Origin of the sequence: Salmonella enterica subsp. enterica serovar Typhimurium str. LT2 (genome assembly GCF_000006945.2) — a bacterium.
Lineage (GTDB): Bacteria > Pseudomonadota > Gammaproteobacteria > Enterobacterales > Enterobacteriaceae > Salmonella > Salmonella enterica.
In genome coordinates, this window is the sequence record NC_003197.2 from 355,097 (window position 1) to 370,663 (window position 15,567).

Sequence of the window (15,567 nt, forward strand, 5' to 3'; positions counted from 1 at the left end):
TAGTGGATGTAAAATTTTTTAGCAATGTGTTTACAAAATAATTACAACAAAGCTCACATTGTTGCCGTTTTTGGGGGCACGAAAAATCAAAAGCGTGAGGCGTTAATTCGGCTTATGCTTCTCGCCTGTACTGCTATCCGGTACACTGCATACTGTCATTTACATTCATGCTGAAGGATATCCTCATGTACCAGGATCTTATTCGTAACGAACTGAACGAAGCGGCGGAAACGCTGGCTAATTTTTTAAAAGATGACGCCAATATTCACGCCATTCAGCGCGCGGCGGTCCTGTTGGCTGACAGTTTTAAAGCGGGTGGTAAGGTACTTTCCTGCGGTAACGGCGGCTCCCATTGCGATGCGATGCACTTTGCTGAAGAGCTGACAGGTCGTTATCGTGAAAATCGTCCGGGCTACCCGGCAATTGCGATTTCTGATGTTAGCCATATATCCTGCGTCAGTAATGATTTTGGCTATGACTATATTTTCTCTCGTTACGTTGAGGCGGTAGGGCGCGAAGGCGATGTCCTGTTAGGGATCTCGACGTCGGGTAACTCTGGTAACGTGATTAAAGCGATTGCCGCGGCCCGTGAAAAAGGCATGAAAGTGATTACGTTGACCGGCAAAGACGGCGGCAAAATGGCGGGAACGGCGGATATTGAAATTCGCGTACCGCACTTCGGTTATGCCGATCGTATTCAGGAAATTCATATCAAAGTAATTCATATTTTGATTCAGTTGATCGAAAAAGAGATGGTTAAATAACTATACCCGTCATACTTCAAGCTGCAGGTGCGTTGGTTGCGCTCAGAAACCCCAGTCACAGAGTTATCTATGTTCCTGGGGATTTCCTCCCTTACCGCCTTCCTGCAACTCGAATTATTTAGGGTATAGCATATTGTTTTCTTGGATATTTTGAGATTTGATTGGCTGTAAAAATTACGCCTTCCCGCTTAAGGCGTTTGTGGAGGTGATATATGTGCGAACTGCTTGGGATGAGCGCCAATGTGCCGACGGATATCTGCTTTAGCTTCACCGGACTGGTGCAGCGTGGCGGCGGAACCGGGCCGCATAAAGACGGCTGGGGAATTACCTTTTACGAAGGAAAGGGCTGTCGCACGTTTAAAGATCCGCAACCGAGCTACCATTCGCCGATTGCGAAACTGGTACAGAATTACCCGATCAAGTCCTGCTCGGTTATCGCCCATATCCGTCAGGCTAATCGCGGTGAAGTGGCGCTGGAAAATACACACCCTTTTACCCGGGAATTATGGGGACGCAACTGGACTTATGCTCATAACGGTCAGCTCAACGGTTATAAGTCGCTGGAAACCGGTAATTTTCGTCCGGTGGGGGAAACCGACAGCGAAAAAGCGTTTTGCTGGCTATTGCATAAATTAACGCAGCGTTATCCCCGCACGCCGGGCAACATGACGGCGGTATTTAAATATATTGCGACACTGGCGACGGTATTACGTGAAAAAGGCGTTTTTAACATGCTGCTGTCAGATGGGCGATATGTGATGGCGTTTTGCTCAACCCATTTGCACTGGATCACTCGCCGGGCGCCGTTTGGCGTAGCCACGCTGGTGGATCAGGATATGGAAATTGATTTCAGTTCACAGACCACGCCAAATGACGTGGTTACCGTGATTGCTACCCAGCCGCTAACGGGGAATGAAACCTGGCAAAAGATTATGCCAGGCGAATGGGCGTTATTTTGCCTCGGAGAGCGTATAATTTGAGGCCAGCTGTGGCTGAACGACTTCGTGACTCAACGGTTTGCTCACGACGTAACGTCCATCAACGATAGAAACAGTCGGCGGCTTATGCGTCTGTTCAAAATAATCGTAGCCGGGTTTTAGCTGCGCCCAGAAATCTTTGTAATATGAATATTTATGACGCTGCATATTGGCGTCGGTCATCCGGAACGGATAAATACTCACCTGCACGCTCGGCTGACCAAAGACCAGCGCGGCGGTGACAAACTGGAAAATCTCATCAATGCCGCTGTCGGTCATGGCATAGCAGCCGACGGAAACACAGGCGCCGTGAATCATCAGATATTTACCATCATAGCCATGCGCGCGATCGTAGGCATTGGGAAAACCAATGTTGATGGCCTTATAAAAACGGCTGTCTGGTTTGAGTTGATTACGCTGAACGCTGTAAAACCCTTCCGGACTTTTAAAATCGCCCTGACGGCGTTTCGGGCCTAACCCGCCGGAATAGTTGCAAATTTTGTAGCTATCAAGCAACTGGTATTGCTCACCCATTTTGACGTAGAGATCAAGGGTGCGCTCTTCTTTAAAAATCTGAATATAGACCGGTGAGCCCATTAACTGCTGCTTATACTCTTTACTGACCGGCGTGACGGGGCTGCTGCTGCTCAGCAAACCGGCAAATGAGACGCACGGCATCAGAAGCATCGCAAGAAAAAATGCGATTTTACGCATACTGCTTGTTCCTTGATAAAACGGTTACACACGCCAGAACGGCAAAAGAGTCCCCAAATCGGAGTAATCTGGATTTGGAGCGCTCACATTAGCACCACGGCAGTTTTTCGCAAGTCCCCGTGTGTACGTTTACAATTTTCCCGCCGCTTTCGTCGTCATACCTTCGAATATGTCGCATTTTTAACGCGAATGTCTCTTTGCGCGCAATAAAACATACTGTACACTTAAACAGTATTGTGGGGGCGAGCGATGCGCAAAATCATACATGTTGATATGGACTGTTTTTTTGCCGCGGTAGAGATGCGTGATAATCCGGCGTTACGCGATATCCCCATTGCCATTGGCGGGAGTCGTGAGCGAAGAGGCGTTATCAGTACCGCCAACTATCCTGCGCGCCAGTTTGGCGTACGTAGCGCGATGCCGACCGCCATGGCGCTAAAGCTGTGCCCCCATCTCACCTTACTGCCTGGCCGCTTTGACGCCTATAAAGAGGCTTCGCGGCATGTACGTGACATCTTTTCCCGCTACACTTCACTGATTGAACCGCTCTCGCTGGATGAAGCCTGGCTGGATGTGACTGACAGCCCGCACTGTTATGGTTCGGCAACTCTGATCGCCAGGGAGATTCGTCAGACTATTTTCAATGAACTGCAACTCACCGCCTCCGCCGGCGTTGCGCCAGTGAAATTTCTGGCGAAGATCGCCTCCGATCTCAATAAACCGAACGGACAATATGTTATTACGCCAGCCGATGTACCCGACTTTCTTAAAACGTTGCCGTTAGCCAAAATTCCAGGCGTGGGGAAAGTTTCCGCCGCCAAACTGGAAAATATGGGGTTAAGAACCTGCGGGGATATTCAACAGTGCGATCTGGCGATGCTTCTCAAACGCTTTGGTAAATTTGGCCGGGTATTATGGGAGCGTAGTCAGGGTATTGACGAGCGTGATGTTAACAGCGAAAGGCTGCGTAAATCGGTAGGTGTTGAGCGTACTCTGGCGGAGGATATTCATGAATGGTCGGACTGCGAGGCCATTATTGAACATTTATATCCGGAACTGGAGCGTCGTCTGGCTATAGTAAAGCCCGATTTACTGATTGCCCGACAGGGCGTTAAATTAAAATTTAATGATTTTCAGCAAACCACTCAGGAACATGTCTGGCCGCAATTAAATAAAGAAGACTTAATTACCACCGCCCGTAAAACCTGGGACGAGCGTCGCGGCGAGCGCGGCGTACGGCTGGTGGGGCTACACGTAACGCTGCTCGACCCTCAACTGGAACGACAGTTGGTGTTAGGGTTATAAGTCAGGCCATTAATATTTTATCACTATTACGATTGCGCCATCTAAATTTCAGTATTACTATACCCGCGTTTTCTCATTCTCAATAACTGCAAAGGAGGTTCATCATGACACTTTATTCTCTGAACGCACTTTGCAGACCTTTCCAGGATTAATTTTCTTTTATTGCCCTGGATTAGTCTGCCATTTCCTGATTTTTTAATTCATATATGGAATGGTATATGGGCAATTATATTCGTCCTTTATCAGATGTGGTATTTTCTATCGCATCAGATAACCTGTGGATCGAAGATTCCGCGATCCAACAATTATATACGACGGCTAAGTTAACCGGTATGAAACGCGTTATCGGGATGCCAGATCTGCATCCGGGGCGTGGCTATCCTATTGGCGCAGCCTTTTTCTCGCGTGGACGCTTTTATCCGGCGCTGGTCGGCAACGATATCGGCTGCGGCATGGCGTTATGGCAAACGGATATTTTAGGGCGTAAATATAACGCCGATAAACTGGAGAAGCGGCTGGCGTCGCTGACTGACGTGGCGGACGCGCAGTGGCTGGAGGAGAATGTCCCCGCCGCAATGCAGCATCATTCGTGGCGCTCTGCGCTGGGTTCCATTGGCGGCGGCAATCATTTTGCCGAGCTGCAGCAGGTCGATCGCATCGTCGATGCTGATTCGTTCGCTTTGTCGGGGTTGCAAAAAGCGCAGTTATTACTGCTGGTACACAGTGGTTCACGCGGTCTGGGGCAAACTATCCTGCGTCGTCATGTGGAGGCGTTTTCGCATAACGGTTTGCCGGAAGATAGCGACGATGCGCGCCGCTACCTTGCAGAACATGACGATGCGCTGGCATTTGCCCGCAGTAATCGCGCGCTGATTGCCCGCCGGATACTGCAACAGCTCAGGGCTGAGGGCGAACCGCGGCTGGATGTGGCGCATAACTTCGTTGAACCCTGTACTGTCGCGGGTGAGGCGGGGTGGCTGCACCGTAAAGGCGCTACGCCAGATGGGCAGGGACTGGTGATTATCCCCGGCTCGCGCGGCGATTATAGCTGGCTGGTGAAACCCGTCGTCAGCGAGGAGAGCCTCTTCTCCCTGGCGCATGGCGCAAATGGATGCGTACCGAGTGTAAAGACCGGTTATCGGCAAAATTTACCCCGCGACAGCTCTGCCGTACCGGGATGGGTAGCCGGGTGATTTGCCGCGATCGCCAGCTCATTTATGAAGAAGCGCCGCAGGCGTATAAATCCATCGATAGCGTTGTGGATTGTCTGGCAGACGCCGGACTGATTACGCCAGTTGCCTGCCTGCGTCCGGTGCTGACGCTGAAAACCTCAGGGGAGAAAAGCGCATGATCTTACTGCAACTTTCTTCTGCGCAGGGACCGGACGAGTGTTGTCTGGCGGTAAAAAAAGCGCTGGATTGTCTGACGAAAGAAGCTGCCAGAGAAAAGGTATCGCTGACGCGACTTGAAACAGAGCCGGGACGATTACCAGACACGCTGCGTTCCGCGCTGGTCTCGCTGGACGGCGAAAAAGCTATGGCTTTCAGTGAACGTTGGTGCGGCACGTTACTGTGGATTTGTACCAGCCCGTATCGTCCGCACCATGGGCGAAAAAACTGGTACGTCGGCATTGGGCGCTTTTCCGCCGACGAGCACATACAGTCTGATGAGATTCGTTTCGAGACTTTGCGCTCTTCCGGCCCGGGTGGGCAGCACGTTAATAAAACCGACTCGGCAGTGCGGGCCACGCACCTGGCGAGCGGGATTAGCGTGAAGGTTCAGTCGGAGCGCAGTCAACATGCGAATAAGCGTCTGGCCCGGCTGCTGATTGCCTGGCGGCTGGAACAGCAACGGCAAAATGAGTGTGCGGCATTGAAGTCTGAAAGGCGTCTGTTCCATCATCAGATTGAGCGCGGCAATCCGCTGCGGATATTTAAAGGAATGGCGTTTACGCCACAATAATTCGGTGTTACTGGCGCTGTTATAGGGCTGTCTGGCTATTCGCGTGTAGCCGCAGCGCTATTTCAGCGCATCCAGGAGAGCTTATCTGGCAATGGATACCCGATATTCCATATTGATAGCCCGTCCAGAAATGGGACGGGCATTTTAGCGCTTTCTTACTTCGCAGGAATCGCTTTCAGCAATTCGGTCAGCAGAGTCCAGTAGTGGCCGACGCTTTCGATATGTACCTGCTCATCCGGAGAGTGAGGTCCGGTAATGGTAGGCCCAATAGAAACCATGTCCATATCCGGATAGGGTTTCTTAAACAGACCGCATTCCAGGCCGGCGTGGATAATCTGGATGTTCGGTGTCTTGTTGAACAGACGCTGATAGGTTTCCCGCACCAGGTGCATCACCGGCGAGTTCGCATCGGGCTGCCAGCCAGGATAGCTGCCTTTTGCTTCGGTTTTCGCGCCAGCCAGCTTGCCCAGCGAATCCAGCATACTCACCACATAATCTTTACCGCTGTCGATAAGAGAGCGAATCAGGCAGTGAATTTCGACATTCGCATCGGACATTGTGACCACGCCAACGTTCAGCGATGTTTCCACTACGCCTTTCGCCACGTCTGAATTGCGGATCACGCCGTTCGGCGTTGCGTTCAGCAGGCGCACAAAGGTATCGCGTGACGGCGCGGTCAATGCGGCTTTATCACTGGCAACCTCATTGAGTTGCAGCGTCAGGTTTTTCTCTTTTTCCGCCAGTTCGTTTTTCAGAATATCCTGGTAAGCGTTCACTAATGTTTTCAGCGCGCCTACGTTGTCTGCGGCAACGGCGAGGGTAGCGAACGCTTCGCGCGGAATCGCGTTACGCAGCGTGCCGCCGTTGAAATCGATCAGACGCAGATCCAGTTCTTCTGCGTGCCCGGCCAGAAAACGCGCCAGCAATTTGTTGGCATTGCCAAGACCGAGGTGAATTTCACCACCGGAGTGGCCGCCTTTCAGGCCTTTCAGGGTTAGCTTAAAGCACGCAAATCCTGCGGGTACAGCTTCACGGGTCAACGGCAGATTAGAGGTAAAATCAATACCGCCTGCGCAGCCCATATAGATCTCACCTTCTTCTTCAGAGTCGGTGTTGATCAGGATGTCGGCCTGCAACCAGCCGGACTGGAGGCCGAACGCGCCATCCATGCCCGCTTCTTCGGTCATGGTCAGCAGCACTTCCAGCGGGCCATGGACGACATTATCATCAGCCAGTACCGCTAACGCAGAAGCCATTCCAATACCATTGTCGGCGCCGAGCGTAGTACCGCGCGCTTTAACCCATTCGCCATCAATATAAGGCTGGATAGGATCTGTAGTGAAGTCGTGAACGGTGTCGCTATTTTTTTGCGGCACCATATCCAGATGCGCCTGTAAAACGACCGGCTTGCGATTTTCCATACCTGCAGTGGCGGGCTTACGGATCAGAATATTACCGACCTGGTCGCGATCCACGTAAAGGCCTTTCTCTTTGGCCCAACTCACAATATGTTCCGCGAGTTGCTCTTCGTGATAGGACGGGTGAGGAATAGAACAGATTTTGGCAAAAATATCCCACAAAGGTTGTGGTGATAACTGAGACAGTTCAGACACGATAAGTCTCCTTGGCGGTGGTCTGAAAAACGTTCTTACAGGCCACAGGGTTAGCGGAATTGATAACTCTTACGAGATGCGACTGAGAATACCACTTTCTCCGCCTGCGGGTAGTATAAAGCATACAAAAAGAGGCGTGGATTCCGCTAAACACTGGTTTTTAGCGCGTCAGGTCTCTATAATCTCGCGCAACTATTTCCCCCTCGAACACTTTTTAAGCCGTAGATAAACAGGCTGGGACACTTCACATGAGCGAAAAATACGTCGTCACCTGGGACATGTTGCAGATTCACGCACGCAAACTGGCGAGCCGCCTCATGCCTTCAGAACAATGGAAAGGCATTATTGCCGTAAGTCGTGGCGGCCTTGTACCGGGCGCACTACTGGCGCGTGAATTGGGCATTCGTCATGTCGATACCGTATGCATCTCCAGCTACGATCACGATAACCAGCGCGAACTGAAAGTGCTGAAACGTGCAGAAGGCGACGGCGAAGGCTTTATCGTCATCGACGATCTGGTCGATACCGGCGGCACCGCCGTCGCGATTCGCGAAATGTACCCTAAAGCGCATTTCGTCACGATTTTCGCTAAACCGGCGGGCCGTCCGCTGGTTGATGATTATGTTATTGATATTCCTCAGAACACCTGGATTGAGCAGCCCTGGGATATGGGTGTGGTATTTGTACCGCCGATTTCAGGTCGTTAATCAGCAGCTTTTCAGAGCGCCCGGCAATGCCGGGCGCTGTTTTATTGGTTACAATAAGCCTCTATGAGTATCCAAGGAGGCTGCACGAATGACACAGGCTAACCTCAGCGAAACCCTGTTCAAACCCCGCTTTAAACATACTGAAACGTCTACCCTTGTCCGTCGGTTCAATCGTGGGTCGCAGCCGCCCATGCAATCCGCGCTGGACGGTAAGAACGTCCCGCACTGGTATCGCATGATAAACCGCCTGATGTGGATTTGGCGCGGCGTTGACCCACGAGAAATCCTTGATGTGCAGGCGCGCATTGTGATGAGCGACGCAGAGCGAACGGATGATGATTTATACGATACGGTCATCGGTTACCGCGGCGGCAACTGGATTTATGAGTGGGCAAAGCAGGCGATGGACTGGCAGCAGAAAGCCTGTCAGGAACAGGACGCCATGCGCAGCGGACGCTACTGGCTTCATGCCTCAACGCTCTATAACATTGCCGCCTACCCGCATTTGAAGGGCGATGAGCTGGCGGAGCAGGCGCAGGCGTTGGCGAATCGCGCCTATGAAGAGGCCGCGCAGCGGTTGCCAGGCTCGTTACGTGAAATGGAATTTGCCGTTCCTGGCGGTTCGCCTGTCACCGCGTTTTTACATATGCCGAAAGGGGATGGCCCGTTTCCGACGGTGCTCATGTGCGGCGGCCTGGACGCCATGCAAACCGACTATTACACCCTGTATGAACGCTATTTCGCGCCGCGCGGTATCGCGATGTTAACGCTTGATATGCCTTCGGTTGGATTTTCATCAAAGTGGAAATTAACCCAGGATTCCAGCTTGCTCCATCAGCATGTGTTAAAAGCGCTTCCTAATGTCCCCTGGGTGGATCATACCCGTGTTGCGGCGTTTGGTTTCCGTTTTGGCGCCAACGTTGCGGTGCGTCTGGCCTATCTGGAAGCGCCGCGTTTGAAAGCGGTGGCTTGCCTGGGGCCGGTGGTCCATGCGCTACTTAGCGATCCGCAACGACAGAGCACGGTGCCGGAGATGTATCTGGATGTGCTGGCCAGCCGTCTGGGTATGCATGATGCTTCGGATGAGGCGCTGCGTGTGGAGCTCAATCGCTATTCGTTGAAAGTACAGGGGCTACTGGGCAGACGTTGTCCTACGCCAATGCTTTCCGGCTTCTGGAAAAACGATCCCTTCAGCCCGGAAGAAGAGTCTCGCTTAATTACAACATCATCTTCAGACGGTAAGCTGATAGAGATCCCTTTTAACCCGGTGTACCGCAATTTTGACCGCGCGCTGCAAGAAATTACCGACTGGATTAATCATAGATTGTGTTAATAGATTGATAAATTCTATTGATTTGGTAAAACAGTTGCTTCATTAAAGGAGATCGCAATGACGTTACCGAGTGGACACCCGAAAAGTAGATTGATCAAGAAATTTACCGCGCTTGGCCCCTATATCCGGGAAGGGCAGTGCGAAGACAATCGTTTTTTTTTCGATTGCCTGGCAGTTTGCGTCAACGTGAAGCCCGCGCCAGAGAAGCGTGAATTTTGGGGCTGGTGGATGGAGCTGGAAGCACAAGAGAAACGCTTCACTTATCGTTATCAGTTTGGTTTGTTTGATAAAGAGGGCAACTGGACCGTAGTGCCGATTAACGAAACCGAAGTGGTGGAGCGACTGGAATACACGCTACGCGAGTTTCATGAAAAACTACGCGACCTGCTGATTTCTATGGAGCTGGCGCTGGAGCCGTCTGACGATTTCAACGACGAGCCGGTAAAACTGTCGGCATAACCCTGCTGCCATGCCTGATGGCGCAGCGCCATCAGGCACAATGCGACTTATCAGAACTGGTAGGTCAACCCTATTGCCACAATATCATCGTCATTAATGCCTAACGTGTTATCGCTATCAAGCTGATTGATTTTGTAATCTACAAACGCGGACATATTTTTGTTGAAGTAATAGGTTGCGCCAACGTCAATGTAATTCACCAAATCCTCACTGCCGACGCCCTCAATATCTTTGCCTTTTGACAGCACATAGCCTAATGACGGACGCAGACCAAAATCAAACTGATACTGGATAACCGCTTCGAAGTTTTGGGTTTTATTGGCAAATCCGCCGGAAACTGGCGTCATGTTGCGGGTTTCTGAATAGAAGGTCGCAATATAAATATCATTAGCGTCATACTTAACACCCGTAGCCCAGGCTTCGGCTTTATCGCCCGTACCGCGGCGCTGCAGATTTTGCTCCCTGGTGCGATCGGAGAGAGTATAAGCGCCGCTGACGGCAAAATCGCTGCCGCCGAAATCATAGCTCACGGATGTGCCGAAGCCGTCGCCGTTTTGCTTTTTCACATCGCGATCTTCGTTTTTCCCCTGATACTGTAAGGTAAGATCCAGTCCATCAACGATGCCGAAGAAATCGGTATTGCGGTAAGTCGCCAGCCCGCTGGCGCGTTTAGTCATAAAATTATCGGTCTGGGCGGAAGAGTCGCCGCCGAATTCGGGAAACATATCCGTCCAGGCCTCAACATCGTACAGCGCGCCCAGGTTACGTCCATAGTCAAAAGAACCGATATCTTTTAATTTCAGGCCAGCAAAGGCCAGGCGGGTTTTTTGCTGGGACGAATCACTTTCGGCTTTATTACTGGCAAACTCAGCTTCCCAGCGCCCGTAGCCGGTCAATTGATCGTTAATTTGCGTTTCGCCTTTAAAACCAAAACGAACGTAGCTTTGATCGCCATCTTTGCTGTCATAATCGCTCATATAGTGCATGGCTTTAACTTTTCCATACACATCAAGCTTATTACCGTTTTTATTGTAAACCTCGGCGGCGTGAACAGATGCTGATGCGATGATACTCACCACTATTGCCAGAGTGCTTTTATTCATTTCCATTCCTGTTTTAATTACGCGCTATGATTTGTCGGGAAACCCGGTAAAAAACAGGAAGGTTTTTAACGTTCGGTAATGAAAGATTTATGACAAAGTGAGAATTTTTTTAAAAAAATATGTTTAATTGTTGCGGTAATAAAATGGTCAAATTCCGCCGCTACGCTTGCTGATCCTGCGCAACAAAATTTCACGCTACGCGTACAGGTTGTTGGCAACCGGAGCCAGTCCTGCTAAAACGTTCATTTGGTCTTTATTTCTTATTTTGAACGGCAGAGAATCATGAGTGACAGCCAGACGCTGGTCGTAAAACTCGGCACCAGCGTGCTAACAGGCGGATCGCGCCGCCTGAACCGTGCCCATATCGTAGAACTTGTCCGCCAGTGCGCGCAGTTACACGCCGCGGGACATCGTATTGTTATTGTTACCTCTGGCGCGATTGCCGCCGGACGTGAACATCTCGGCTACCCGGAACTGCCGGCAACAATTGCCTCTAAACAGCTTCTGGCGGCGGTAGGGCAAAGCCGCTTGATTCAACTGTGGGAGCAGTTGTTTTCAATTTACGGTATCCATATCGGGCAGATGCTGTTGACGCGTGCGGATATGGAAGACAGAGAGCGCTTTCTGAACGCCCGCGATACGCTACGTGCATTACTGGATAACCATATTGTGCCGGTTATCAATGAAAATGATGCCGTTGCGACAGCGGAAATTAAAGTGGGCGACAACGATAACCTCTCCGCGCTGGCGGCGATCCTGGCAGGCGCGGATAAACTGCTGCTGCTGACCGATCAGCAAGGATTATTTACCGCCGATCCGCGTAGCAATCCGCAGGCGGAGCTTATCAAAGATGTGTATGGCGTTGACGATGCGCTGCGCTCTATCGCGGGAGACAGCGTTTCCGGGCTGGGAACCGGTGGTATGAGCACTAAGCTTCAGGCGGCAGACGTGGCCTGTCGCGCGGGTATTGATACGATTATTGCCTCAGGCAGTAAACCGGGCGTGATCGGCGATGTGATGGAGGGGATTTCCGTCGGCACCCGTTTTCATGCGCAAGCCTCGCCGCTGGAAAACCGCAAACGTTGGATCTTCGGCGCGCCGCCGGCAGGTGAAATTACGGTTGATGAAGGCGCGACCGCGGCAATGCTGGAACGTGGCAGTTCACTTCTGCCAAAAGGCATCAAAAGCGTGACGGGCAATTTCTCGCGGGGGGAGGTCATCAGAATTTGTAACCTGCAAGGGCGTGATATTGCTCATGGCGTCAGCCGTTATAACAGTGATGCTCTGCGGCGGATAGCCGGTCACCACTCTCAACAAATCGATGCGATTCTGGGCTATGAATATGGCCCGGTCGCTGTTCATCGTGATGACATGATTACTCGATAAGGAACAGGCATATGCTGGAACAAATGGGCATTGCTGCTAAAGCGGCGTCGTATAAGCTGGCGCTGCTCTCCAGCGGCGAAAAAAATCGCGTGCTGGAAAAAATAGCCGATGAACTGGAAGCGCAAATGGAAAGTATCCTCAGCGCGAACGTACAAGATGTTGAGCAGGCGCGAGCCAATGGCCTGAGCGAAGCGATGCTGGACCGCCTGGCGCTGACCCCTGCGCGTCTGAAAGCGATTGCTGACGATGTGCGCCAGGTCTGTAATCTCGCCGACCCGGTCGGGCAGGTGATCGACGGCGGTCTGCTGGACAGCGGGCTACGTCTGGAGCGCCGCCGCGTGCCGTTGGGCGTGGTTGGCGTTATCTATGAGGCGCGTCCGAATGTTACCGTTGATGTGGCTTCTTTGTGTCTGAAAACCGGTAATGCGGTGATTCTACGCGGTGGGAAGGAGACGTATCGCACGAATGCCGCAACCGTTCGTGTCATTCAGAAGGCGCTGAAAGCTTGCGGTTTACCGGAGGCGGCGGTTCAGGCGATTGATAATCCGGACCGTTCGCTGGTCAATGAAATGCTGCGTATGGATAAGTACATCGATATGCTGATCCCGCGCGGCGGCGCAGGCTTGCATAAACTGTGCCGCGAGCAATCCACCATTCCGGTGATTACCGGCGGGATTGGCGTGTGCCATATTTTTGTTGATAGCAGCGCAGACATCGCCCCGGCGCTGAAGATTATTGTTAACGCCAAAACCCAGCGCCCGAGCACCTGTAACACGGTGGAAACCTTGCTGGTGCATCAGGACATCGCAGAACGCTTTTTGCCTGCGCTGAGCAAGCAGATGGCGGAGAGCGGCGTAACGTTGCATGGGGATGAAACCGTCATGCAGGTACTGCATGGCCCTGCCAAACTGGTGCCGCTGAAACCGGAAGAGCTGGATAACGAGTTTCTGTCTCTGGATCTGAACGTTGTGGTGGTCGAAAATATGGATGGCGCTATCGCCCACATTCGCGAACATGGTACTCAGCACTCCGATGCGATTTTAACGTGCGATATGCATAATGCTGCGCGTTTCGTGAACGAAGTGGATTCCGCTGCGGTTTATGTCAACGCCTCTACCCGTTTTACCGACGGCGGGCAGTTTGGGCTTGGCGCAGAAGTGGCGGTCAGCACGCAGAAATTACATGCCCGCGGTCCGATGGGGCTTGAAGCGCTTACCACCTATAAGTGGATCGGCTTTGGCGATGGTACGATTCGTGCGTAATTAATGACGAGCGGTGCAAAAATAGCCGGTTGAGTAGCAAGGCTATTGACGCACCGCCCGGTTAGTTTTAACCTTCTACCCCGTGATTCACCCGCGTGAACACACCCTTCTCAGGGCCGATATAGCTCAGTTGGTAGAGCAGCGCATTCGTAATGCGAAGGTCGTAGGTTCGACTCCTATTATCGGCACCATCTAAATCAATCACTTATGTACAACCTCATTTCTCAAAAACACCATTTTTTGCTCTCGGGTACACTCTCGGGTACACAACTAGCAAAACATAAGCAGTATCCCACCTAACCCAAAGATGATTTCTTGTTTACCATGCGCCATGAGTTGGCCTACCATTTGATAGGCTGAATACGTATTGGAAAGATTCTACATTCCATCATGTTAATGATTCCGTCTCAGAGCTATGTACTCTGATCCTACCCGCGTAATATGGGCACAACCCTAAGCGAGGTTCTGGTTTTCAAATTGTTCCGGACTGAGACCGCCACAGGCACTGTGACGACGCTACCGATTGTAATCACACTCACTATAATTAAACACTGCTGTCCGCATTATTTCCCGGCTGACAAAGTCCTCTCCGTGGATACATTCCACCTTCAGCGTATGGAAGAAGCTTTCCGCACAGGCATTGTCGTAACAACAACCTCTGGCGCTCATACTTCCCCGCAGATTATGGCGTTTCAGTAAGCTCTGATAATCCGTTGAACAGTACTGACCGCCTCTGTCTGTATGCACGATGACATTTTCCGGACATTTACGCCGCCACAGCGCCATCTGTAACGCATCGCAGGCAAGCTGTGCTGTCATCCGCGAAGACATCGACCAGCCAATGACTGACCGCGACCACAGATCGATAACCACGGCCAGATAAAGCCAGCCTTCACCAGTGCGAAGATACGTGATGTCACCCACCCACTTCTGATTCGGGCCGCTGGCGTAAAAGTCCTGCTTCAGCAGATTCTCTGAGACTGGCAGACCATGTTTGCGGTAACTGACCGGACGGAACCGGCGCGAGGCTTTCGCCCGCAGCCCCTGCCGACGCAGGCTGGCCGCCACGGTTTTCACGTTGAACTGGTAACCCTGAGCACGAAGCTCATCCGTCAGGCGTGGCGCACCATAGCGTTGTTTTGCGTCACTGAATGCTTCCCGGAAGACGTTATCACAGACAAGGTGGAACCGCTGACGCCGGTTTATCTGATGACGACGCTGATGCCAGACGTACCGCTTACAGATGCAGGCTATCGCCAGCGAGCTAAGCGCCCGGTTAAATACCCCAGTTGAAGTCGGTGGTGTGGAAGCCAACATGGCTGTGGCTGGCGCGTTAACGACGCCTGGATGCGACGCTCCGCTGGCGATCCTCGATTTAGGCGCAGGATCCACCGATGCCGCCATTATCAATAACGATGGCGTAGTGAAGGCGGTACACCTTGCCGGGGCGGGGAATATGGTCAGCCTGTTGATTCAAACGGAGCTTGGCTTAAGCGATCCGTTTTTGGCAGAGGAAATACCCGCTGGCCAAAGTGGAGAGCCTGTTCAGCATTCGCCACGAGAACGGCGCGGTGGAGTTTTTTCGTGAACCGCTTAGCCCGTCAGTATTTGCCAAAGTGGTGTATCTGAAAGAGGGCGAGCTGATCCCGGTCGATAACCAGACCTCGCTGGAGAAGATTCGTCTGGTGCGCCGTCAGGCCAAAGAGAAAGTCTTTGTGACCAACTGTCTGCGCGCGTTACGTCAGGTCTCGCCCGGCGGCTCGATTCGCGATATCACTTTTGTGGTGCTGGTAGGTGGCTCATCGCTGGATTTTGAAATTCCGCAGATGATCACCGATGCGCTGGCGCAGTACGGCGTTGTCGCCGGGCAGGGTAATATCTGTGGTACTGAAGGCCCGCGCAATGCGGTAGCGACCGGGCTGGTTTTAGCCGGAGAAGCCAAAAAATAGTGCAGAAAACAGCCGCGCAAGCGTTTAGCTGCG

14 protein-coding genes, 1 tRNA gene, 2 pseudogenes and 18 other annotated features are annotated in these 15,567 nt (G+C 52.0%); of the genes and pseudogenes, 13 read left to right on the plus strand and 4 right to left on the minus strand.

Annotation, left to right across the window (positions count from 1 at the left end; translation table 11 throughout):
- Positions 1-173: 173 nt before the first annotated feature.
- Positions 174-179: a ribosome-binding site (putative RBS for ghmA; RegulonDB:STMS1H000668), on the plus strand.
- Both ghmA and yafJ read left to right on the plus strand, forming a co-directional pair.
- The gene (ghmA, locus tag STM0310) for a phosphoheptose isomerase (protein NP_459308.1) occupies positions 174-764 on the plus strand. Within the gene, positions 186-764 belong to an annotated coding region; the region does not span the whole gene. Its footprint overlaps the feature before it by 6 nt.
- 202 nt (positions 765-966) lie before the next feature.
- Positions 967-972, plus strand: a ribosome-binding site (putative RBS for yafJ; RegulonDB:STMS1H000669).
- Positions 967-1,744, plus strand: a protein-coding gene (gene yafJ / locus STM0311) for a putative glutamine amidotransferase (protein NP_459309.1). Within the gene, positions 977-1,744 belong to an annotated coding region; the region does not span the whole gene. It overlaps the preceding feature by 6 nt.
- Here the strand turns inward: yafJ and yafK are convergent.
- The gene (gene yafK, locus STM0312) for a putative periplasmic protein (RefSeq protein ID NP_459310.1) occupies positions 1,715-2,469 on the minus strand. Within the gene, positions 1,715-2,455 belong to an annotated coding region; the region does not span the whole gene. The genes yafJ and yafK overlap by 30 nt on opposite strands.
- Positions 2,464-2,469: a ribosome-binding site (putative RBS for yafK; RegulonDB:STMS1H000670), on the minus strand. (Overlaps the previous gene by 6 nt.)
- A 222-nt stretch (positions 2,470-2,691) precedes the next feature.
- Positions 2,692-2,697, plus strand: a ribosome-binding site (putative RBS for dinP; RegulonDB:STMS1H000671).
- Between yafK and dinP the strand changes: the two genes are divergently transcribed.
- From dinP to prfH, 3 genes and pseudogenes are all read left to right on the plus strand, one after another.
- The gene (gene dinP, locus STM0313) for a DNA polymerase IV (RefSeq protein NP_459311.1) occupies positions 2,692-3,760 on the plus strand. Within the gene, positions 2,705-3,760 belong to an annotated coding region; the region does not span the whole gene. It overlaps the preceding feature by 6 nt.
- Before the next feature lie 218 nt (positions 3,761-3,978).
- Positions 3,979-5,111: pseudogene (locus STM0314) on the plus strand (pseudogene; frameshift relative to E. coli probable peptide chain release factor (GB:AAC73340.1)).
- Positions 5,092-5,097 (plus strand) — a ribosome-binding site (putative RBS for prfH; RegulonDB:STMS1H000673). It overlaps the preceding pseudogene by 6 nt.
- Positions 5,092-5,722 (plus strand): putative peptide chain release factor gene (gene prfH / locus STM0315; protein NP_459312.1). Within the gene, positions 5,108-5,722 belong to an annotated coding region; the region does not span the whole gene. The pseudogene STM0314 and the gene prfH overlap by 20 nt, the downstream one beginning before the upstream one ends.
- A gap of 155 nt (positions 5,723-5,877) precedes the next feature.
- On the opposite strand, the gene pepD is transcribed toward prfH, so the two are convergent.
- Positions 5,878-7,348 (minus strand): aminoacyl-histidine dipeptidase (peptidase D) gene (gene pepD / locus STM0316; RefSeq protein NP_459313.1). Within the gene, positions 5,878-7,335 belong to an annotated coding region; the region does not span the whole gene.
- Positions 7,343-7,348, minus strand: a ribosome-binding site (putative RBS for pepD; RegulonDB:STMS1H000674). (Overlaps the previous gene by 6 nt.)
- Positions 7,349-7,565: 217 nt before the next feature.
- Positions 7,566-7,571 (plus strand) — a ribosome-binding site (putative RBS for gpt; RegulonDB:STMS1H000675).
- Between pepD and gpt the strand changes: the two genes are divergently transcribed.
- From gpt to crl, 3 genes are all read left to right on the plus strand, one after another.
- Positions 7,566-8,042 (plus strand): guanine-hypoxanthine phosphoribosyltransferase gene (gene gpt / locus STM0317; protein NP_459314.1). Within the gene, positions 7,584-8,042 belong to an annotated coding region; the region does not span the whole gene. It overlaps the preceding feature by 6 nt.
- A 73-nt stretch (positions 8,043-8,115) precedes the next feature.
- Positions 8,116-8,121: a ribosome-binding site (putative RBS for yafA; RegulonDB:STMS1H000676), on the plus strand.
- Positions 8,116-9,375 (plus strand): putative hydrolase of the alpha/beta superfamily gene (gene yafA, locus STM0318; protein NP_459315.1). Within the gene, positions 8,131-9,375 belong to an annotated coding region; the region does not span the whole gene. Its footprint overlaps the feature before it by 6 nt.
- 45 nt (positions 9,376-9,420) lie before the next feature.
- Positions 9,421-9,426 (plus strand) — a ribosome-binding site (putative RBS for crl; RegulonDB:STMS1H000677).
- The gene (crl, locus tag STM0319) for a transcriptional regulator of cryptic csgA gene for curli surface fibers (protein NP_459316.1) occupies positions 9,421-9,834 on the plus strand. Within the gene, positions 9,433-9,834 belong to an annotated coding region; the region does not span the whole gene. (Overlaps the previous feature by 6 nt.)
- Positions 9,835-9,884: 50 nt before the next feature.
- Here the strand turns inward: crl and phoE are convergent.
- Positions 9,885-11,083, minus strand: a protein-coding gene (gene phoE / locus STM0320) for an outer membrane pore protein e (e,ic,nmpab) (RefSeq protein ID NP_459317.1). Within the gene, positions 9,885-10,937 belong to an annotated coding region; the region does not span the whole gene.
- Positions 10,943-10,948, minus strand: a ribosome-binding site (putative RBS for phoE; RegulonDB:STMS1H000678). It overlaps the preceding gene by 6 nt.
- Positions 11,015-11,033, minus strand: a protein binding site (putative binding site for PhoB, RegulonDB: STMS1H000341).
- Positions 11,033-11,051, minus strand: a protein binding site (putative binding site for PhoB, RegulonDB: STMS1H000340). Its footprint overlaps the feature before it by 1 nt.
- Positions 11,059-11,067, minus strand: a -10 signal (putative -10_signal for phoE; RegulonDB:STMLTH004580).
- Positions 11,075-11,083 (minus strand) — a -35 signal (putative -35_signal for phoE; RegulonDB:STMLTH004580).
- A gap of 71 nt (positions 11,084-11,154) precedes the next feature.
- Positions 11,155-11,173: a protein binding site (putative binding site for PhoB, RegulonDB: STMS1H000339), on the minus strand.
- Between the two features lie 39 nt (positions 11,174-11,212).
- Positions 11,213-11,218 (plus strand) — a ribosome-binding site (putative RBS for proB; RegulonDB:STMS1H000679).
- Between phoE and proB the strand changes: the two genes are divergently transcribed.
- The 4 genes from proB to STM0324 all read left to right on the plus strand — a co-directional run bounded on the left by proB (position 11,213) and on the right by STM0324 (position 14,284).
- Positions 11,213-12,323 (plus strand): gamma-glutamate kinase gene (gene proB / locus STM0321; RefSeq protein ID NP_459318.1). Within the gene, positions 11,220-12,323 belong to an annotated coding region; the region does not span the whole gene. (Overlaps the previous feature by 6 nt.)
- Positions 12,322-12,327: a ribosome-binding site (putative RBS for proA; RegulonDB:STMS1H000680), on the plus strand. (Overlaps the previous gene by 2 nt.)
- The gene (gene proA / locus STM0322) for a gamma-glutamylphosphate reductase (protein NP_459319.1) occupies positions 12,322-13,585 on the plus strand. Within the gene, positions 12,335-13,585 belong to an annotated coding region; the region does not span the whole gene. It overlaps the preceding feature by 6 nt. The genes proB and proA overlap by 2 nt, the downstream gene beginning before the upstream one ends.
- 125 nt (positions 13,586-13,710) lie before the next feature.
- Positions 13,711-13,783 (plus strand) — tRNA-Thr (gene thrW, locus STM0323).
- A gap of 273 nt (positions 13,784-14,056) precedes the next feature.
- Positions 14,057-14,062, plus strand: a ribosome-binding site (putative RBS for STM0324; RegulonDB:STMS1H000682).
- Positions 14,057-14,284, plus strand: a protein-coding gene (locus tag STM0324; RefSeq protein ID NP_446779.1) for a putative inner membrane protein. Within the gene, positions 14,063-14,284 belong to an annotated coding region; the region does not span the whole gene. Its footprint overlaps the feature before it by 6 nt.
- Here STM0324 and STM0325 read toward each other — a convergent pair.
- The gene (locus STM0325) at positions 14,102-14,902 is read right to left on the minus strand and encodes a putative IS3 transposase (protein NP_459321.1); all 801 of its coding nucleotides are present in this window, start codon (positions 14,900-14,902) and stop codon (positions 14,102-14,104) included. The genes STM0324 and STM0325 overlap by 183 nt on opposite strands.
- Here STM0325 and STM0326 point away from each other — a divergent pair.
- Positions 14,829-15,534, plus strand: a pseudogene (locus tag STM0326) (pseudogene; frameshift; putative HSP70 class molecular chaperone). The gene STM0325 and the pseudogene STM0326 sit on opposite strands and share 74 nt — an antisense overlap.
- The last annotated feature ends 33 nt before the right edge of the window (positions 15,535-15,567 follow it).

Excerpts from the sequence above, each read along its gene's own strand:
- yafK (NP_459310.1), bottom strand. The coding sequence starts at position 2,455 with ATGCGTAAAATCGCATTTTTTCTTGCGATGCTTCTGATGCCGTGCGTC.
- phoE (NP_459317.1), bottom strand. The coding sequence starts at position 10,937 with ATGAATAAAAGCACTCTGGCAATAGTGGTGAGTATCATCGCATCAGCA.
- STM0325 (NP_459321.1), bottom strand. The coding sequence starts at position 14,902 with ATGTTGGCTTCCACACCACCGACTTCAACTGGGGTATTTAACCGGGCG.
- gpt (NP_459314.1), top strand. The coding sequence starts at position 7,584 with ATGAGCGAAAAATACGTCGTCACCTGGGACATGTTGCAGATTCACGCA.
- yafA (NP_459315.1), top strand. The coding sequence starts at position 8,131 with ATGACACAGGCTAACCTCAGCGAAACCCTGTTCAAACCCCGCTTTAAA.
- prfH (NP_459312.1), top strand. The coding sequence starts at position 5,108 with ATGATCTTACTGCAACTTTCTTCTGCGCAGGGACCGGACGAGTGTTGT.
- proB (NP_459318.1), top strand. The coding sequence starts at position 11,220 with ATGAGTGACAGCCAGACGCTGGTCGTAAAACTCGGCACCAGCGTGCTA.
- proA (NP_459319.1), top strand. The coding sequence starts at position 12,335 with ATGCTGGAACAAATGGGCATTGCTGCTAAAGCGGCGTCGTATAAGCTG.
- ghmA (NP_459308.1), top strand. The coding sequence starts at position 186 with ATGTACCAGGATCTTATTCGTAACGAACTGAACGAAGCGGCGGAAACG.
- crl (NP_459316.1), top strand. The coding sequence starts at position 9,433 with ATGACGTTACCGAGTGGACACCCGAAAAGTAGATTGATCAAGAAATTT.
- yafJ (NP_459309.1), top strand. The coding sequence starts at position 977 with ATGTGCGAACTGCTTGGGATGAGCGCCAATGTGCCGACGGATATCTGC.
- dinP (NP_459311.1), top strand. The coding sequence starts at position 2,705 with ATGCGCAAAATCATACATGTTGATATGGACTGTTTTTTTGCCGCGGTA.